The organism is Hylemonella gracilis ATCC 19624, assembly GCF_000211835.1.
GTDB lineage: Bacteria > Pseudomonadota > Gammaproteobacteria > Burkholderiales > Burkholderiaceae_C > Hylemonella > Hylemonella gracilis.
In genome coordinates, this window is sequence record NZ_AEGR01000051.1 from 30,543 (window position 1) to 45,240 (window position 14,698).

At 61.6% G+C, this 14,698-nt stretch carries 12 protein-coding genes; 9 read left to right on the top strand and 3 right to left on the bottom strand.

Features of this window, described 5'->3' with window-relative positions; translation table 11 throughout:
- The first annotated feature begins 2 nt into the window (after positions 1 to 2).
- The 3 genes from HGR_RS06920 to HGR_RS06930 are packed head-to-tail and all read left to right on the top strand — an operon-like array spanning position 3 to position 2,678.
- Positions 3 to 506, top strand: coding sequence for a hypothetical protein (locus HGR_RS06920; protein ID WP_006297457.1), 504 nt, complete (start codon positions 3 to 5; stop codon positions 504 to 506).
- 2 nt (positions 507 to 508) lie between these two features.
- A complete protein-coding gene (gene tssK / locus HGR_RS06925) occupies positions 509 to 1,909 on the top strand; it encodes a type VI secretion system baseplate subunit TssK (RefSeq protein ID WP_006297458.1) in 1,401 nt (466 codons plus the stop codon).
- Positions 1,902 to 2,678, top strand: a complete 777-nt coding sequence (locus tag HGR_RS06930) for a DotU family type IV/VI secretion system protein (protein WP_006297459.1) — start codon at positions 1,902 to 1,904, stop codon at positions 2,676 to 2,678. Before tssK ends, HGR_RS06930 begins: the two co-directional genes overlap by 8 nt.
- A gap of 18 nt (positions 2,679 to 2,696) precedes the next feature.
- Here the strand turns inward: HGR_RS06930 and HGR_RS17530 are convergent, their stop codons facing one another.
- Positions 2,697 to 2,870, bottom strand: coding sequence for a hypothetical protein (locus HGR_RS17530; protein WP_237701384.1), 174 nt, complete (start codon positions 2,868 to 2,870; stop codon positions 2,697 to 2,699).
- 163 nt (positions 2,871 to 3,033) lie between these two features.
- Here HGR_RS17530 and HGR_RS06935 point away from each other — a divergent pair, with 163 nt between their 5' ends.
- The 3 genes from HGR_RS06935 to HGR_RS06945 all read left to right on the top strand — a co-directional run bounded on the left by HGR_RS06935 (position 3,034) and on the right by HGR_RS06945 (position 9,239).
- On the top strand, positions 3,034 to 6,594 hold the full coding sequence (locus tag HGR_RS06935) for a type VI secretion system protein (RefSeq protein ID WP_169312684.1): 3,561 nt from the start codon (positions 3,034 to 3,036) through the stop codon (positions 6,592 to 6,594).
- 20 nt (positions 6,595 to 6,614) lie between these two features.
- Positions 6,615 to 7,796: a type VI secretion system protein TssA gene (gene tssA / locus HGR_RS06940; protein ID WP_006297461.1), complete on the top strand. Its 1,182-nt coding sequence runs from the start codon at positions 6,615 to 6,617 to the stop codon at positions 7,794 to 7,796.
- A gap of 69 nt (positions 7,797 to 7,865) precedes the next feature.
- The gene (locus HGR_RS06945) at positions 7,866 to 9,239 is read left to right on the top strand and encodes a hypothetical protein (protein WP_138922433.1); all 1,374 of its coding nucleotides are present in this window, start codon (positions 7,866 to 7,868) and stop codon (positions 9,237 to 9,239) included.
- Positions 9,240 to 9,552: 313 nt separating this feature from the next.
- On the opposite strand, the gene HGR_RS06955 is transcribed toward HGR_RS06945, so the two are convergent.
- On the bottom strand, positions 9,553 to 10,512 hold the full coding sequence (locus HGR_RS06955; RefSeq protein WP_039852751.1) for a sigma-54 interaction domain-containing protein: 960 nt from the start codon (positions 10,510 to 10,512) through the stop codon (positions 9,553 to 9,555).
- Between the two features lie 449 nt (positions 10,513 to 10,961).
- Positions 10,962 to 11,717 carry an IclR family transcriptional regulator gene (locus tag HGR_RS06960; protein WP_039852752.1) on the bottom strand — a complete coding sequence of 252 codons (756 nt, stop codon included), beginning with the start codon at positions 11,715 to 11,717 and terminating at the stop codon, positions 10,962 to 10,964.
- A gap of 100 nt (positions 11,718 to 11,817) precedes the next feature.
- On the opposite strand from HGR_RS06960, the gene HGR_RS06965 reads away from it, so the two are divergent.
- Genes HGR_RS06965 through HGR_RS06975 form a run of 3 tightly spaced genes read left to right on the top strand, consistent with a single transcriptional unit; the run spans position 11,818 to position 14,425 of the window.
- Positions 11,818 to 12,798 carry a Bug family tripartite tricarboxylate transporter substrate binding protein gene (locus HGR_RS06965; RefSeq protein WP_006297466.1) on the top strand — a complete coding sequence of 327 codons (981 nt, stop codon included), beginning with the start codon at positions 11,818 to 11,820 and terminating at the stop codon, positions 12,796 to 12,798.
- A 17-nt stretch (positions 12,799 to 12,815) separates the two neighbouring features.
- Positions 12,816 to 13,496 (top strand): RraA family protein, encoded by a 681-nt coding sequence (locus HGR_RS06970; RefSeq protein ID WP_006297467.1) that lies wholly within the window; start codon positions 12,816 to 12,818, stop codon positions 13,494 to 13,496.
- Entirely contained in the window at positions 13,493 to 14,425 is a 933-nt protein-coding gene (locus HGR_RS06975) for an NAD(P)-dependent oxidoreductase (protein ID WP_006297468.1), read from the top strand. Before HGR_RS06970 ends, HGR_RS06975 begins: the two co-directional genes overlap by 4 nt.
- The last annotated feature ends 273 nt before the right edge of the window (positions 14,426 to 14,698 follow it).

The window sequence follows — 14,698 nt, forward strand, 5'->3', positions numbered from 1 at the left end:
GCATGCGCGATTCTGCCAACCGCGCCGTTCTGTCCATCCTGCTGCTTTGTTCGGCTGGACTGGCGGGCTGTTCCGTGCTTCGATCTGCCGTCGATACCGTCGAGACTTGGATCGGTCTGGAACCTCCCAGGGCGGCCTTGAGGCATTTGACCCTGGTGACGGACCACGATGCGAATGACAGCAGCGCCGTGCGCATCGACATCGTGGCCGTGCACGACAAGGCCGCAGCGCTGGCGCTGCCGAAGTCCTCCAGCGCTTGGTTTGAGCAAAGGCAAGCCCTCAAGGGCAGTTTGGCTGACGCCATCGCCGTCCAGTCTTTCGAGGTGCCTGCGGGCAGGCTGCTCAAACACGTCCACCTCCCCCACGACGTCAGCAGAGCCTGGAGCGTTCGCGCCTACGTGGACCTGCGCGGTCAGTCGGAGCAGGGCGCGATTGACATCACCAACCCATGCAGTGTCACGCTGCACGTTCAAAGAGATCTTGTTACCAAGATCGTGGAGCCTTGACCATGCAACTGATCGAATCGCTGCCGGAGGCGGTCCAATGGACCGAGGGCATGCTGTTGTCGCCGCAGCATTTCCAGCAGCAGGACATCTACTGGCAATCCCAGGTTCAACATCTCTTGGCCTTGCAACAGCCCCATGCCTGGGGTTTGGTGGCGCTGGAGTTTGATGCCGCCGCCTTGGCGCAGCATGTGCTGAGGATCATCCGCCTGCATGCGGTGACACCCGACGGCTTGGTGGTGCAGTTTCCTGGGCACCACGCGTCGTCGCTGGAGCTGAATTTGGCGCGGCTGGACTGGACGCAGGAAAGCGTGCAGCGCGTTTCTTTGGCCGTTCCGCGCCGTGAGCGGGGCGCGGCCACGCCGGGCAGCGCGATCCAGCGCTTTGATCCTGTCCCTGGAAGCCTGGAGTCCGATGAGACCCTGCCCGACAGCAAGGTGGAGGTGAGTCGCCTGAGGCCGAGGCTGGAGTTGCTGGCTGGCCCGGTGCCGCCGCGCTATGCCGCCGTGCCTCTTCTGGACGTGTTCCGCGATGCCGTGGGCAGTCTTCGAGTTGGCACGTATTGCCCGCCGATCTTGCGCCTGGACGCGAGCGGGTTCCTCGAGGACAAGGACCCCATGCGCCGCGTGCGCAAGGTGATCGAGTCCATGCGCGTCAAGCTGCGAGACCTCGCGGGGAGCCGCCGGCCGCAAGACAACGCCAGTCGCTTGTCGGAAGATGCGCAGCGCACTTTGATGGTGGCCCGGGGGCTGGCGGTGATGCTGCCCAGCATGGAATTGCTGGTGGCGAGTTCCGTCACGCACCCGCATGCGCTCTACCTTGAGTTGAGCCGGGTGGTGGGGCAGGTGGCGGTCCTCGCCACCAATCCAACCCCTCCGGTGCTCAAGCCTTATCAGCATGAGGATCTGCGGCCGGGCATGGAGCAGATGCTGGACTTTCTGGAAAGCAGGCTGGCGCTGATCAGTCCGATGTTCGAGGCGATGTTTTTCGAGCGCGAATCGGACTTCCGCTTCTCCCGCCTGCTTCCCGATGGTGCAGCGCCCGAGCAGTTCATCGTCGAACTCCGGCCGCGAGCCGGGCAGGATGGGCAGGCGCTCGCGCGCTGGCTGGGGCAGGCCACCATAGGCAGCGAGGAACTGGTGTTGGAACTCAAGCGCCGCCGTTTGCCGGGTGCGACGTGCGTGCCCGTCTTGGCACGGGATCTGCCGGGCCTGAACGTGCCGGACGATGCGCCCCTGTTCAGAATCACGATCAACTCGCTGGACATGGAGGGCAAGAGCATGCCTTCCGTCTCGGCGGGAGGGCGGCTGGTGATCGAACACGCCGCGCAGGCGCAAGGCCCCATTGACATCGTGTGGCATCAGGCTGTGAATCAGACGGCGCAAGGGGCGGGTGACCATGCTTGAAGCGGCTTGGTCCAACAGCCGGCTGGTGTCGAACTTCGCTGACTACTACAGCGAGTTGTCGGAGTACAAACGGGCGATACGCGAGGGGAAGCTGCAGCAGGTGTTGCAGAGTGATCTGTCGTCCGACAATCCAACGGTCGAAGAACTCACGAACGCGGTTCGACGGCGCTTGCTGAACTATCTGCATCGCCAGCAGCAGGCGGTGGCGCGAGCCGATGCCAAGTTGGACACGCGAATTTATCGCCGCGCGCAATATGTCATGGCGGCATTGAGTGACGAAATTTTCCTGCTCGAACTGGATTGGCCCGGCGCCGAGCATTGGCTGACGCTGACCCTTGAAGACGCGCTGTTCGGAAGTCGCTTGGCGGGCCGTCTTTTCTTTCGTCAGGTCGAGAGTTTGCCCAGGCTGGGGGGCGGACAGTCTGCCTTGCGCGATCTGGCGGCCGTGCATCTGTTGGCATTGCAGCTGGGCTTCAAGGGGGAGTGCCGGGGCAAGAGTGAGTCCGATGCGCTGGACAAGTACCGCGATCAGCTCATCCAAATGCTGAGCGAAAACCACCGTGGTTTCGCCGACGTGTCCAGCCTGCAACCGTTTACCCAGGCGCGCAGTTACACACTGACGCAGCGCAACGACGAACGTCTGGCGCCGCTGCGGCCCTGGTACCGATTCACTGCCTGGGGTCTGGCCGTCTATCTCCTGTTGACCAGCGTGCTTTGGCTGGGCTACTTGGTGCCCTTCGCGACGGGTTTGAAGTCAGCGTTCCGGTAGAGAGATGATGCTGCAAAGCTACGTCACCACCCATTCTGCAACGCTGTGGATCGTCGCTGCGCTGGTACTCGCCGTGTTGGCCGTGTGGCTGGTGCTGCGCTGGCGCAGACCCAAGGTGGGCAAGGACGCGACCGCGGCGCAGGCTGATATCCCCAAGCCCTGGGCGGGCAAGCTGCGCGGTGGCATGGACATTCTGGTGCAAGCCCTGCGTTACCTCAGCACGCGGCGTGAGTGGCGATACGCCAGCCCGTGGATCATGCTGCTTGGCGAACGCAGGTCGGGCAAGTCGAGCATCGCCGCTTCCCTCACCGATGGCCGCCGCGAGGCACTGATCTTGCGGGAGCGCCAGCTGACCGTGGACGGCGCGGACTGGCACTTCTGCTCGGGCGGCGTGCTGATTGACCCTGATGGCGCATTGTCGTGGTCAGAGCAGGGCTCCAAAGAGGAGTGGCGTTGGCAGCAGCTGCTGCGTGCGATCGACGAGCGCCGACCCGAGCGTGGCTTGGATGGAACCATCCTGACCGTCTCCGCGCGCACCTTGATGAAAGGCCATGGCGACTCATTGCGCGATCTGGCGGAGCAGTGCCATCGTCAGCTTTGGCAGGTGCAAAAATCTTTCGAATTCGTGGTCCCTGTCTATCTGGTGATCACCCAGATGGACGCGGTGGAGGGGTACGCCGAGTTCTGGCGCAATCTGCCAACGCGCTTGCGCGACGGATTGTGGGGTTGGTCCAATCCCTCGCTGATCGATCACGAGCCCGCGGCGGACATCGCGCGGGCGGTCTGCGGCGAAGTGGTGGGCGGTTTGCGCCAGTTGCAGATCGCCTTGGCGGCGAGCGGTGCCGAGATTGACTCCCCGGACCGCTTCTTTCTCTTTCCTCAATGCTTCTCGGAGATCGAGCCTGGCCTGAAGTCCTTCCTGGAATCCTTGCTCAAGCCCAGCGTTCACCACGCGAATTTCTACTTTCGGGGGGTCTACTTCTGCGGCAGCGAAGCGTGCGACGGGGAAACACTCAAGGGCGTTTGCAAGGAAGTCGATTTCGCGCAGCCGCTGCTGCGTGACAAGGTCTTCGCTGAACCTGGTCTGGCAAGGCCGTTGCAGAAGAGCATTTGGTCGCGCAACCGCATCTTGCGCAAGTTCCAGTACGGTTTGATCGCGTCGGCGATGGCGTTGTGTGTCGCCTTGTTCTACGACGTGAATTCACTGGTGCGTGAGGTCAACGAATTCAAGAGTTCCGTAGCGCAGATCCATGCCAAGTCAGGAAATTTGACGCGAGTGGATCACTGCCTGAGCTATGCATCCGTCTCCAAACTGCTGGAGCAGATGGGGGAACTGAACTCCGACACCCGCTACGTCTCCATTCCGATTTCCTGGTTCGATCACCGCTTGAGCGAGGACGTCGGTGAATGGCTGGCCCAGAAAATGTTTGAGCAGTATGTGATGCCGAGCTTGCAGTGCCGTCTTGAACAAGAGGCCGAGGCTCTGATCAACGCTCACATTTTTGATCCGGACGACACGCTGAACACGTCCGAAACCGTGGACGGCATGGTTCAGCAATATGACCACTATGCGCAGCGGGTGGCACGTCTTGAATCGAACGTGGCCGCCTTCGCAAAGGTGGCCAAGGGGGGATCCAGCACGCCCCTGCCCGAGAAGGCCAGGCTGTTCGATCAGCTTTTGTTGGGGCTGTACCAGATCAAGCCAGAGAGGCATGCGCCCGCAATCACGGCCTCCTACCTCAAGTCGATGTCCGCGCTCCACTATTCAGGAGAGCCTTCGATCAGAAAAGACTATCGAGGAAAGATCGGTCAAAAACTGCAAGAAGGCGGTGAGTTCCTGTACCAAGAAATGGTCTCCCGAGTCGGGTTGGGGCAAAGGCTGATTGGACAGCTTCTTTCGGAAGAACCGGAATTGGACATCCCTGGCAGCCTGACGCTGTTGAAGGATTGGGTGGGTTGGGTGGAAGGCACCTGGGTTTCCAGCAGCGACGACAAAAATCCCTGCGCCCGCGTGCGCGACACAGTGTTGGACCGTCTTGAGGGATTGCAAGCGGAGCACGGCTACGCGGGGGATTTCGCCGAAATCAGGCACAGCTTCGATCCGCAGAACTGTCGGACGATGGCGCTCAACCAACTGACCGCGACCGCTGTCTCTCCTTATGGGCCCTTGGTCGCTAAGGGCGAAGGAGGCTACCAGATCAATCCCATCTTGGCGCACGACGAGCGCTCCTTGAGGGGCATTGAGAACCTGCCATACATGAAGGTCAGGCCGAGGGGGGCTTTTTCTTGTCAGCCCGCGCTGAGCGGGTGGCTGGATTCTCAGCTCAAGGAGGTTGATATGTACCTCGGGGACTACAAGAAGTTCAGAGCAGCCATCCAGATCGACGCCGCCACAACACCGCTGACCGATCTGCTTGTGCGGGCCCAGTTGCGTGCGGTGCTGGCGGAGCGACTGAACGAGGCGCAACGCACGACGCTGGCACCGCAGCTGGACGCTGGTTTGGACGCGCGCTTTTCCGATCAAAGTCAGAGCTTTGACAAGCAGCGCGAGCAACTCGGGCGTTTGCTGGCGCTTGTGCCCGAGCTGGGCGGGGCCGCTTTCTCGAGCGCGATCACCGAATGTGTGCACAACTACGCAAACGACATGCTCAGACGCATTGACCAGCTCGCGGAGTCAGGGAAACTCTATGAGCCGAAACCCAGCGATGCCAGTGACTTCAATCCTAGGGATCCGATGTTCCAGCTCGGTGATCTGAATCAACTGACGAATTACCTGATGCACCAGCGTGACCGTGTGGGCGTGCTGGTGGGCTATGCGACACCTTTCGTCCAGTTCATAGAGGACCATCCACCGCTTGCGCTGTCCGGCGGCGCCAGCGTGGGCAGTGGATCATCGAATGCCAGTGTTCGTCGCTGGCGCAGCACCGCTGCTGAGCTGTACCGATACCAGAGCGGCAAGGATTTGACGGGCAGCCTGGGGGGCCTCGAAACGTTTTTTCAGAACACGCTGGCCGATCTGAACTATGTCGATTGCCCGCGCGTCTTGAGCAAATTGAGTTCTAACGCTGCCAGTTCAGATTTCTTCAGTCAGTGGCGGCGGGAGATTCAGGACACATCGATTCTGCGTTGCAAGAACCAGAGTGAAGCCGATGCCTTGCTGGCTTACATGGATATCGCCCGTCGATTCAACAATGAACTGTCAGGACGTTATCCCTTCGCGGACCTCCGTGCCCCGGATGCGCCCTTGTCCGTGGTCCAGGCGTTTTTTCAGGACTACGCGAAGAAACGCGAGGCGCTCAAACAGCAGATCAGCGGCCTGAGAGACAACCGCTGGCGACCCGTCAGCTTATTCCTGGAGCAGTTGGATGCGGTCGCTGCGCTGATGGAGAGCACGGGGTTGGCGTCGGACGAGGCGCGGCCCTTGCGCATGAAAGTCAACTTCCGTGCGCGGCGCAAGCAGGAGGTGGGCGCCGAGGAGATCATCGAATGGGGTTTGCGCGCTGGAGACAAGAAAATCAATGATCGGGAGGTGAACCCGGTGTTGGACTTCGGTTGGGGTGAACCTGTCGAATTGTCCCTGGCGTGGGCCACGCAATCGGTCTGGAAGCCGGTGCGCAGACCTGGTGACGTGGCGACCATGAGCGTCAGCGGCTCGACCGCAAAGTTCAACGAGGTCGGCGATTGGGCGTTGCTGCGCTGGATGGAGCGTCACCAGCCCAGCGTGGCTGGCGAGCCACGATCAGGCAAGCGTGCCTCGGTGCTGGAGTTTGCGGTGCCCTTGCGCGACGACAAGGGGCGCATGGGCGAAGCGCGTCTGTATCTGGAGTTGGGCTTCAATGCAACCGATCCCAAGGGGCAGACCGCTCAAAGTATTGCCTTGCCGGTCAATTGGCCCGTCTTGGCGCCTCGGCAGTGACAGGGAGAGGATAAAACATCATGCAACAACAGATGGCTCAAACCGCGGACTACGCTGAACTTCTGCTGCGGGCTCAGCGCTACTTTCAACAGAGCGTCGGCGTGGACCTGGACGAGTTGCTCCAGCCCATCACCCCAGAAAGTCCGACGGGTAAGTCGGTCCGTGGCAACGGTGTCTACAACGCCATCCGTGAAGCGCGACGCGAGGACGATGCCAGCTTGCCGCAAGGCGCCTGGGCCTACGAACTGAAGCAAGCGGAGTGGGACAAGGTCACGGACATCGCCGCGCATGCCCTGCTGAGCAAGACCAAGGACTTGCAGCTGGCGGCGTGGCTGATGGAGGCGCAGATCGCGCAACATGGTTTCGAGGCGATCGCGCCCTGCATGGTGTTCATCTCCGCCTTGTGCGAGCGGTACTGGAATGAGTTGTACCCGCGCATCGATGAGGGGGACGAGGAGTACCGCGTCAACATCGTGCGTTGGATCAACGACAAGTTGCTGCCGCCCCTGCGTTTGCTCGCCATCACCGACGTTCGTTCCGGGCGCGGGTACTGCTGGGCCGACTACGAGCAGGCCCGCCGCACCGAGCAGGCACGTGCCAAGCAGGCAAGACCCATGAACCAGGCCGCTGACGCAGACAGCGTGACTTTGCAGGAGCTTCAAACCGCGCTGTCTTCCACGCCGACGGAGCATCATCTGCAGCGCTACCGCGTGCTCGCGGATGCATTGGCTGGCGTGGATGCGGCCGCGAAGACGCTGGAAGCCCTGTGGGGTGACGCCGCACCCAGCCTGAATTCCTTGGCGGGTTTGTTGGAACAGATCCAGGCCTTGCTGGCCGGGGAACTCTACAAACGCGGCGTGCGGTTGAACGCTGCGGCCACCCAGGCCGCGGCGGGGGGAGCGGGAGGGGATGACGCTGCGCCAGCAAGCACCGATTCCGATGATGCGGGCGATGGACGAGGCGGAGACGGTCCCATACGCAATCGCGCGGACGCGTACCGCCGCTTGGCCTTGATCGCCGACTACCTCGCCGCCCTGGAACCCCACAGCCCGGTGCCTTACCTGCTGCAGCGCGCTGGCGAGTGGGGCAACATGAACACGGCGGAGCTGTACCACGAAATGTTCGTGCGCTTTGGCGGCAACCTCAACATCTTTGAGGTGTTGGGGGTTGAGTCTGCACCCCATGGGGCGGCGTCATCGTGAGATGAGTCCCCTTGCGTGTCCTTCGGTTGACGGAGGACGAACGGGAGAAATATTCCATGGAGTATTGCAATGAGCGACCCTGCTGACTTGCCACCAAACCAAGCGGCTGCGACCAAAACTACGGACGGCCTACCGCCCCATCAGGGCGTCGCCACCCGCAGAAGAGCTGCGACGGTAGGACCTGTCAGTGATTTCACGCCGGTCATTTCGGAGGTGGGGCTTCGCGCTCGGTCGCAAACGCTGTCGCCAGTGGTGCGACCTTCTGTGACCTTGGATGCATCCAGAAGCGCTGTTCCTAGACAGCCTGAAAAACCTTCCCATGACTTGCCGGCGGATCATCCGGATTACGTGGGCTACACCGGCAATGAATACCAGTTCAAGACGCCAGTCAGGGCCGGTCCTTTCAAATTTTCCGTCGTGGGGCAAATTTCTCCCGATATCGCGCGCCACTATGGCCTCGCGACGGCGGGGGCGCAGACGCATCAAGGGCGGTCTCATGCGGAGACGGTTGCGTACCATGACCGCATGAAGAACCCTGAGTTCTGGGGTTACACAGGGCGTGATCACGAGTTCAAGACGCCGGTCAGCGTCGGGCGCTTCAAGTTTTCTGTGGTTGGCAGCATTTCCCCTGACGTGGCACGGCACTATGGGCTGGACCAACTCGAAGCCCAAGATCACGCGACCGGACGCATGGCGCATGAGTCCACCGAGCATGAGTCTGCGACGTTGCCGGCCCGCCAAGGCAAGTTGAAGATGGGCTTTGGCACCCCCAGAGTGGGGGGCGTCTTTGGCGAGATCGTCATGGCGAAACTGGCCAAGAAAGCAACGGCTCAAGGAGGCGAGACGTCAGCGCCGGGGGAGGCAAAGACCGGAGATGTCCGTGCGGGGGATGGGGGTCACGACCACTCTTTGACCACCCGCAGTGTCGTTGAGCACAAGGATTTCTTGGGGTTCACGGGCCGCGATGACGAGTTCAAGACGCCGGTGCGCATGGGGTCGTTCCAATTCTCAGTGGTCGGCAACATTTCACCCGAGATTGCGAGGCACTACGGCATTGAGCATCTTGGGGTCGAAGGCCGATCCCATGCTGACCACACTGCAACACCTGCGAAGGCGAGTCATGCACAGGAGCATGGACCGACGCGCGGCAAGTTCAAGTTGGGTTTCGGCCCCGCCAAGATTGGGGGTGTCTTTGGCGAAATCGTCACGGCCAAGCTGGCTCAACGCGCGATGAAGCAAGCGGGCAAGGCGACTTCCCACTCTGCCGCCGGTGAGAAATCCGGCACTGCCAAAGGGAAACCCGCGAAATTCAAACTCAGTGTCACGCCCCATATTGGGGGTGTTTTGGGGGACAAGGTGACAGCCAAGCTGGCCTTGCGTGCGCGCAAGCAGGCCGCCAAGAGCACGCCTGTGAAGAGTCCCACGGCCAAGAAGACGGCCTAAAGAACGCCAGAGCCCAAAATGCGCGAAGCAGACATACTCTTTGCGATGGCTGCGATACGGAAAACTTTGATGCACTCGCCCCACGTCAAGGACACGGCCAAGGGGGTGCATGAATTTTGGATTGCGTGGGAGGAGCCACGCCCCTTGATCTCCGTAACGGTGAGAGCGTTGGAGAGGCTGCAAAGCTTGGGAGAGATGGAGGTCCTGCGGCAGCAAGACGGGTCCATGGTGTGGCGTGCCAAGCCACCATCGGAATGAGCGATCCCCGATCACTGTGCCCGATGGATGCGCTTTGTCTGCGGTGACAACGCCTTCAGGCGTTCAGGTCTGACCGGTACTTGCGCACCAGCTTGCCGAAAGCGCTGGGGTCTTGATGGGCCAACCGCGCGGCCTTCGTGATGTTGCCCCCGGTTTCGTTCATCAACTGGAGCACGTAGCCGCGCTCAAATTTTTTAACAGCCTCCACCTTGGCCGCGCGGAAGCCTTGGGTCGTGCGAGGCAAGCCCGCTTCATCCGCCTCAGGCACGTCGGGCAGAACGATGTGCGGACCGTCGCTCAGAAGAAATGCGCGGTGCACGGCGTTCTCCAGTTCCCGAACATTGCCTGGCCATTCGTGGTTGTTGATGTAAACCACGGATTCCGGTGTGAGCTTGGCTTTTGCTCGGCCGTAATGCCGCGCGAAACGCGAAACGAAGATCTCGGCGAGTTCCACGGCATCGCCAGTACGGTCCCGAAGATTGGGCAGGCGCAAGCTCAAGACACTGATGCGGAAGTAGAGGTCTTTGCGGAATTTTTTCTCTTCGGCCATTTGCAGCAAATTCGCGTTGCTGGCGACCAAAATCCGCACGTTGGCTTGCTGAATCTTGCCGCTGCCCACCCGACGGTACATGCCATCTTGCAGAAAGCGCAGCAAGGCCGCTTGCGCCTTGTGGCCCAAGGAATCGATTTCATCCAGGAAGAGGGTGCCGCCGTTGGCCTCTTGTATCAGACCTCCGGAACTGTGTTTGGCATCCGTGAAGGCGCCGCGTTCATGCCCGAACAGCTCACTCTCGATCAGGTGTTCGGTCAGCGCGCCACAGTTGATCGGCACGAAGGGCCCGTCCTTGCGCTGGCCCATGTAGTGGATGGCCCGAGCGGCCATTTCCTTGCCCGTTCCTGTCTCGCCTTCAATGAGAACCGTCGCGTCAATGCCGGCAACTTTCTCAATTTGCAGCCGGACCTTTCTGAACGCTGGCGATGAACCCAATAACTGATATTGGAACAGCACCGACATCTCTGTCGCCCTCCATCAACTCGTTGCATGCAACTGCACCGACCAGCATCACGCGTTTCGTGGGTAACGGACAGACGAATTCTGTTGCTGCACCAGCGGGAAAGTAGTGGTCTCAGTTCATATCCCCTGTGAACTTGGATGCGAACAATCGCTGCAAACCTTGTTCAAAGGAAGCGGAAGTCTACGGGGAATGAGAGTTTTTTACGATATACCCTAAAGGGGCATGGGGCAGAAGTTCCTTTTGCGTGAATTGCGACGAGGTTCAATCTGCAACGAGATGGCCGCGGTCAGCGGGGTGGCGAAGAGAGCCCGAATGGCTTGCTTCAAACCCTGGATGAGATGCTCCCCGATGTGTCGCATTGGCCAGTTGAATTCGCCGCCTGTAGACAACTTTACAAGGAGGAAATATTTGAGTTCAGCGGGCGCCTCCGATCATCGCATCGCCGTTGTCACGGATGCCAGTGCGAAACGACGGCGGGCGTCGCCGCGGAGCGGCTGCCCGCTAAGGCATAAGAGAGTTGGTTCGCCGCGCGGATCACCACCTTGGCGTGCTTCTCCAGCTTGGCCTTGGTGAGGCGCGAGCTAGGTCCCGAAATGCACATGGATCCCAGCAGCCGCCAGTTCAGGCCGAAGACCGGTGCCGCCACGCTGGCCACTTCAGCTTCGCGCTCGCCCAGCGAGATATGGAAGCCACGCTTGCGAATGGCTTCGTAGGGTTCGCCCACCGATCCGCTGAAAGCCAGGATGACGCGACCAGGAGCCCCCCGGTCCAGCGGCAAGCGCTCGCCGATGCGCACGTTGTGCCGCACGGATTGCGGGCCTTCGACGCGGGCCATGCAGGACCGGATGGCACCCTCACGCACGTAGAAAGATGCACTCTCGCCGGTTTCTTTGACCAATTGATGCAAGGCGGGCTCGACCACGTTGTTGACGTCAAAGCCCGCCTGGTAACGCGCGCCCAGCCAGCCGGCGGCCGGGCCCAGGCGCCACAGGCCGTCGTCGGTCTGCACCATGTACTGAGACAGGGCAAGGGTCCGGGCGAGGCGCAGCACCGTGGTCTTGTGCAGGCCGACGCGCCGCGCCAGCTCGGCAAGGCTGAGCGACGACTCGCCCACCTCGAAGCTTTCCATTAGAGCCAGTGCGCGAGTCACGGCGGCAACGCCTTCGCCGGTGGTTTCCTGGTCTTTTGTCGTCGTATTGCGCATGGTGCACCGTGGTTCGCTGTACGAAACGCCATTGTATGGTGCGCAACACGTGTCTACAGTGCGGTCACGGTGCACCAACAACACCGATCAGGAGACAAGCATGAAGTTTTTCCGTCGCGCCGCACTGGCACTGGCACTGGCACTGGCGCTCGCAAGCCTTTCCTTCGCCGTGCCCATGGCATTCGCCCAGACCTGGCCCAGTAAACCTGTCCGACTCGTGGTCCCGTTCCCGGCCGGTGGAGGTACAGACATCATCGCCCGGGAGGTCACCAGCAAGATGCCCGGCTATACCTTCGTCATCGAGAACAAACCGGGCACGGGCGGCAATATTGGCGTTGACGCCGTGGCCAAGGCGCCAGCCGATGGTTACACCCTGGTGTTGGGCCAGACCAGCAATCTTGCGATCAACCCCACGCTTTACCCCAAGCTGCCTTACGACCCGCTGAAGGATTTGACGCCGATCAGCCTGGTGGCCAGCTCACCGCTGGTGATCGTGACCGGGGCCGATTCGCCGTTTCGCACGCTGGATGACGTGGTCAAGGCGGCGAAGGCCCAGCCCGACAGCATCAACTTTGCCTCGGCCGGTAACGGCACGGTGGGACATCTGGCGGCCGAGTCTTTCCAAAAGGTCGCTGGCATCAAGCTCACCCACATTCCCTACAAGGGTGCGGCGCAGAGCGCCACGGACGTGATCAGCGGGCAGGTACAGCTGTACGTCTCCACCATTCCGACCCTCATGGGCTTCATCAAGGGCGGGAAGATGCGGCCCATCGCCGTCACCTCCGCCACACGAGTCGACGACCTCCCCCAGGTGCCGACCGTTGCCGAGTCTGGCTACAAGGGTTTCGAGGCGATCACCTGGTTCGGCATCCTGGGTCCGGCCAAGCTGCCCAAGAACGTGGTGCCCAAGCTCAATGCCGACATCAACAAGGCCTTGAAGGACACCGAATTGCAAATGAAGCTGAATGCCCAGGGCGCTGACATCACCGGCAGCACGCCAGAGCAATTCAGCAAGCTGATCCGCGACGACATCGCCCGCTGGGGTGCCATCGTCAAGGAGTCGGGCGCCAAGATCGATTGACCCACTGGAAGAGTGACATGACGCAAGACATCGTGCGCGACTTTGATCGCGTCTCCCCGGCCCTGGTCCGCCAGGCGGCCGAGTACCAAGCGGCTATCCTGGCCGACGTGAACGGTCGCCGCGGCGCGCTGCATGGCCGCATCGGCGCTTTGCGCCCAGAGATGAAAGTCGCGGGCCCAGCCTTCACGGTGGACGTGCGACCTGGCGACAATCTGATGATTCACGCGGCCATGGCATTGGCCAAACCCGGTGACGTGCTCGTGATCGACGGCAAGGGCGATCTGACGGCTGCCCTGATGGGCACGATCATGATCACGGCCTGCCGCAAACTCGGCATCGCCGGCGTGGTCATCGACGGCGCGGTGCGCGACAGTCTGGAACTCGCGGAACTTGGCTTCCCGGTGTTCGCGGCGGGGACCAATCCCAACGGACCCACCAAAAACGTGCCGGGTCGCATCGGTCACCCGGTCAGCATCGGTGGCGTCACGGTGCGCCCGGGCGACCTCGTGGTGGCCGACGCCGACGGGGTCTTCGTGGCGGCGCGCGAGATCGTCGAAAGCCTGTTGCCTCTGGCGCGCAAAAAAGTGGACGACGAAGCCGCGCGTCTTGCGCAAATCGCGCAGGGCAACACCCATTCGCCTTGGTTGCTGCCTGCACTGCGCACGGCTGGTTTGCTCAAGGACGGAGAGACGCTTTGAGCCGTCGGCCCATCATCCTGGTCACCGGCGCCGACCTGGCACCCCAGGCGCTGGCATTGCTCAGCGATTTTGACGTGGTCTACGCGGGCAAAGCCCCGCAAGAGGCCGACTTGATCGCCTTGTGTCGCCAGCATGATCCCGTCGCTATCATCGTGCGCTATGGCCGCATCACCGCACCGATCATCGCTGCGTCAGCGTCGCTGCGCGTCATCTCCAAACACGGCAGTGGCACCGACACGATCGACCGTGCCGCCGCCGAGGGTCGTGGCATCCAGGTGCTTGCGGCGGCGGGTGCGAACGCCGCTGCCGTGGCCGAACAAGCCGTCGCGCTCATGCTGGCCTGCGCGAAATCGGTGGTGCACCTCAACGAACGCATGCACGCGGGCCACTGGGACAAAGCCACGCACAAAAGCGTGGAGCTGAGTGGACGGACTGTCGGGGTGGTGGGCCTGGGCGCTATCGGTCAGCGCTTCGCGCGTATCGCCGCGGCGATGGACATGACCGTGATCGGCTTCGATCCGTACGCCAGCAACCCGCCCGCATTCATCGAGCCCGTGACCTTGGATGCGATCTGGGCGCGCTCCGACGTCATCTCCTTGCATTGCCCTCTGACCGAAGACAACCAGGGCATGGTCAACGAGACGACGTTGGGTCGGTGCAAGACGGGTGTCATCATCGTGAACACCGGCCGGGGCGGTCTGATCGACGAGCGTTCCCTGCTGACGGCCATCGCAAATGGAAAGGTGGTCATGGCGGGACTGGATGCTTTCGCCCAGGAGCCTCCGTCCCCAGACCATCCCTTCTTTGGCAATTCACGCCTGGTGCTCAGTCCGCACATCGGCGGCGTGACAAGCGACGCCTACGTCAACATGGGCGTGGCCTCGGCAAGAAACATCTTGAAAGCGCTGGGCGTCACGGCATCCACTTGACGCATCGGTTTGGGTGAGATCCGGCATGGAGTACTTCATCGGGATCTGCCTGCTTGCGATGTAGTGCGCCGCCCAATCGGCCACCCTGAGCTGCGGTTGAGTTCCGCTGAAATCTGCCCCGCGACTGGAGTGCATCCCACGGACTGGACTGCCGGGTTCGCTTCCATCTCGGGCGAGGTCTGTGACTGAATGGCAGGAGTTTTGTGTCGGACGCAATGCACGTGGTGCCGGTCAGCGGATTCTGGCGCGGGGCCAAAATCGCCGGAAGCAAAA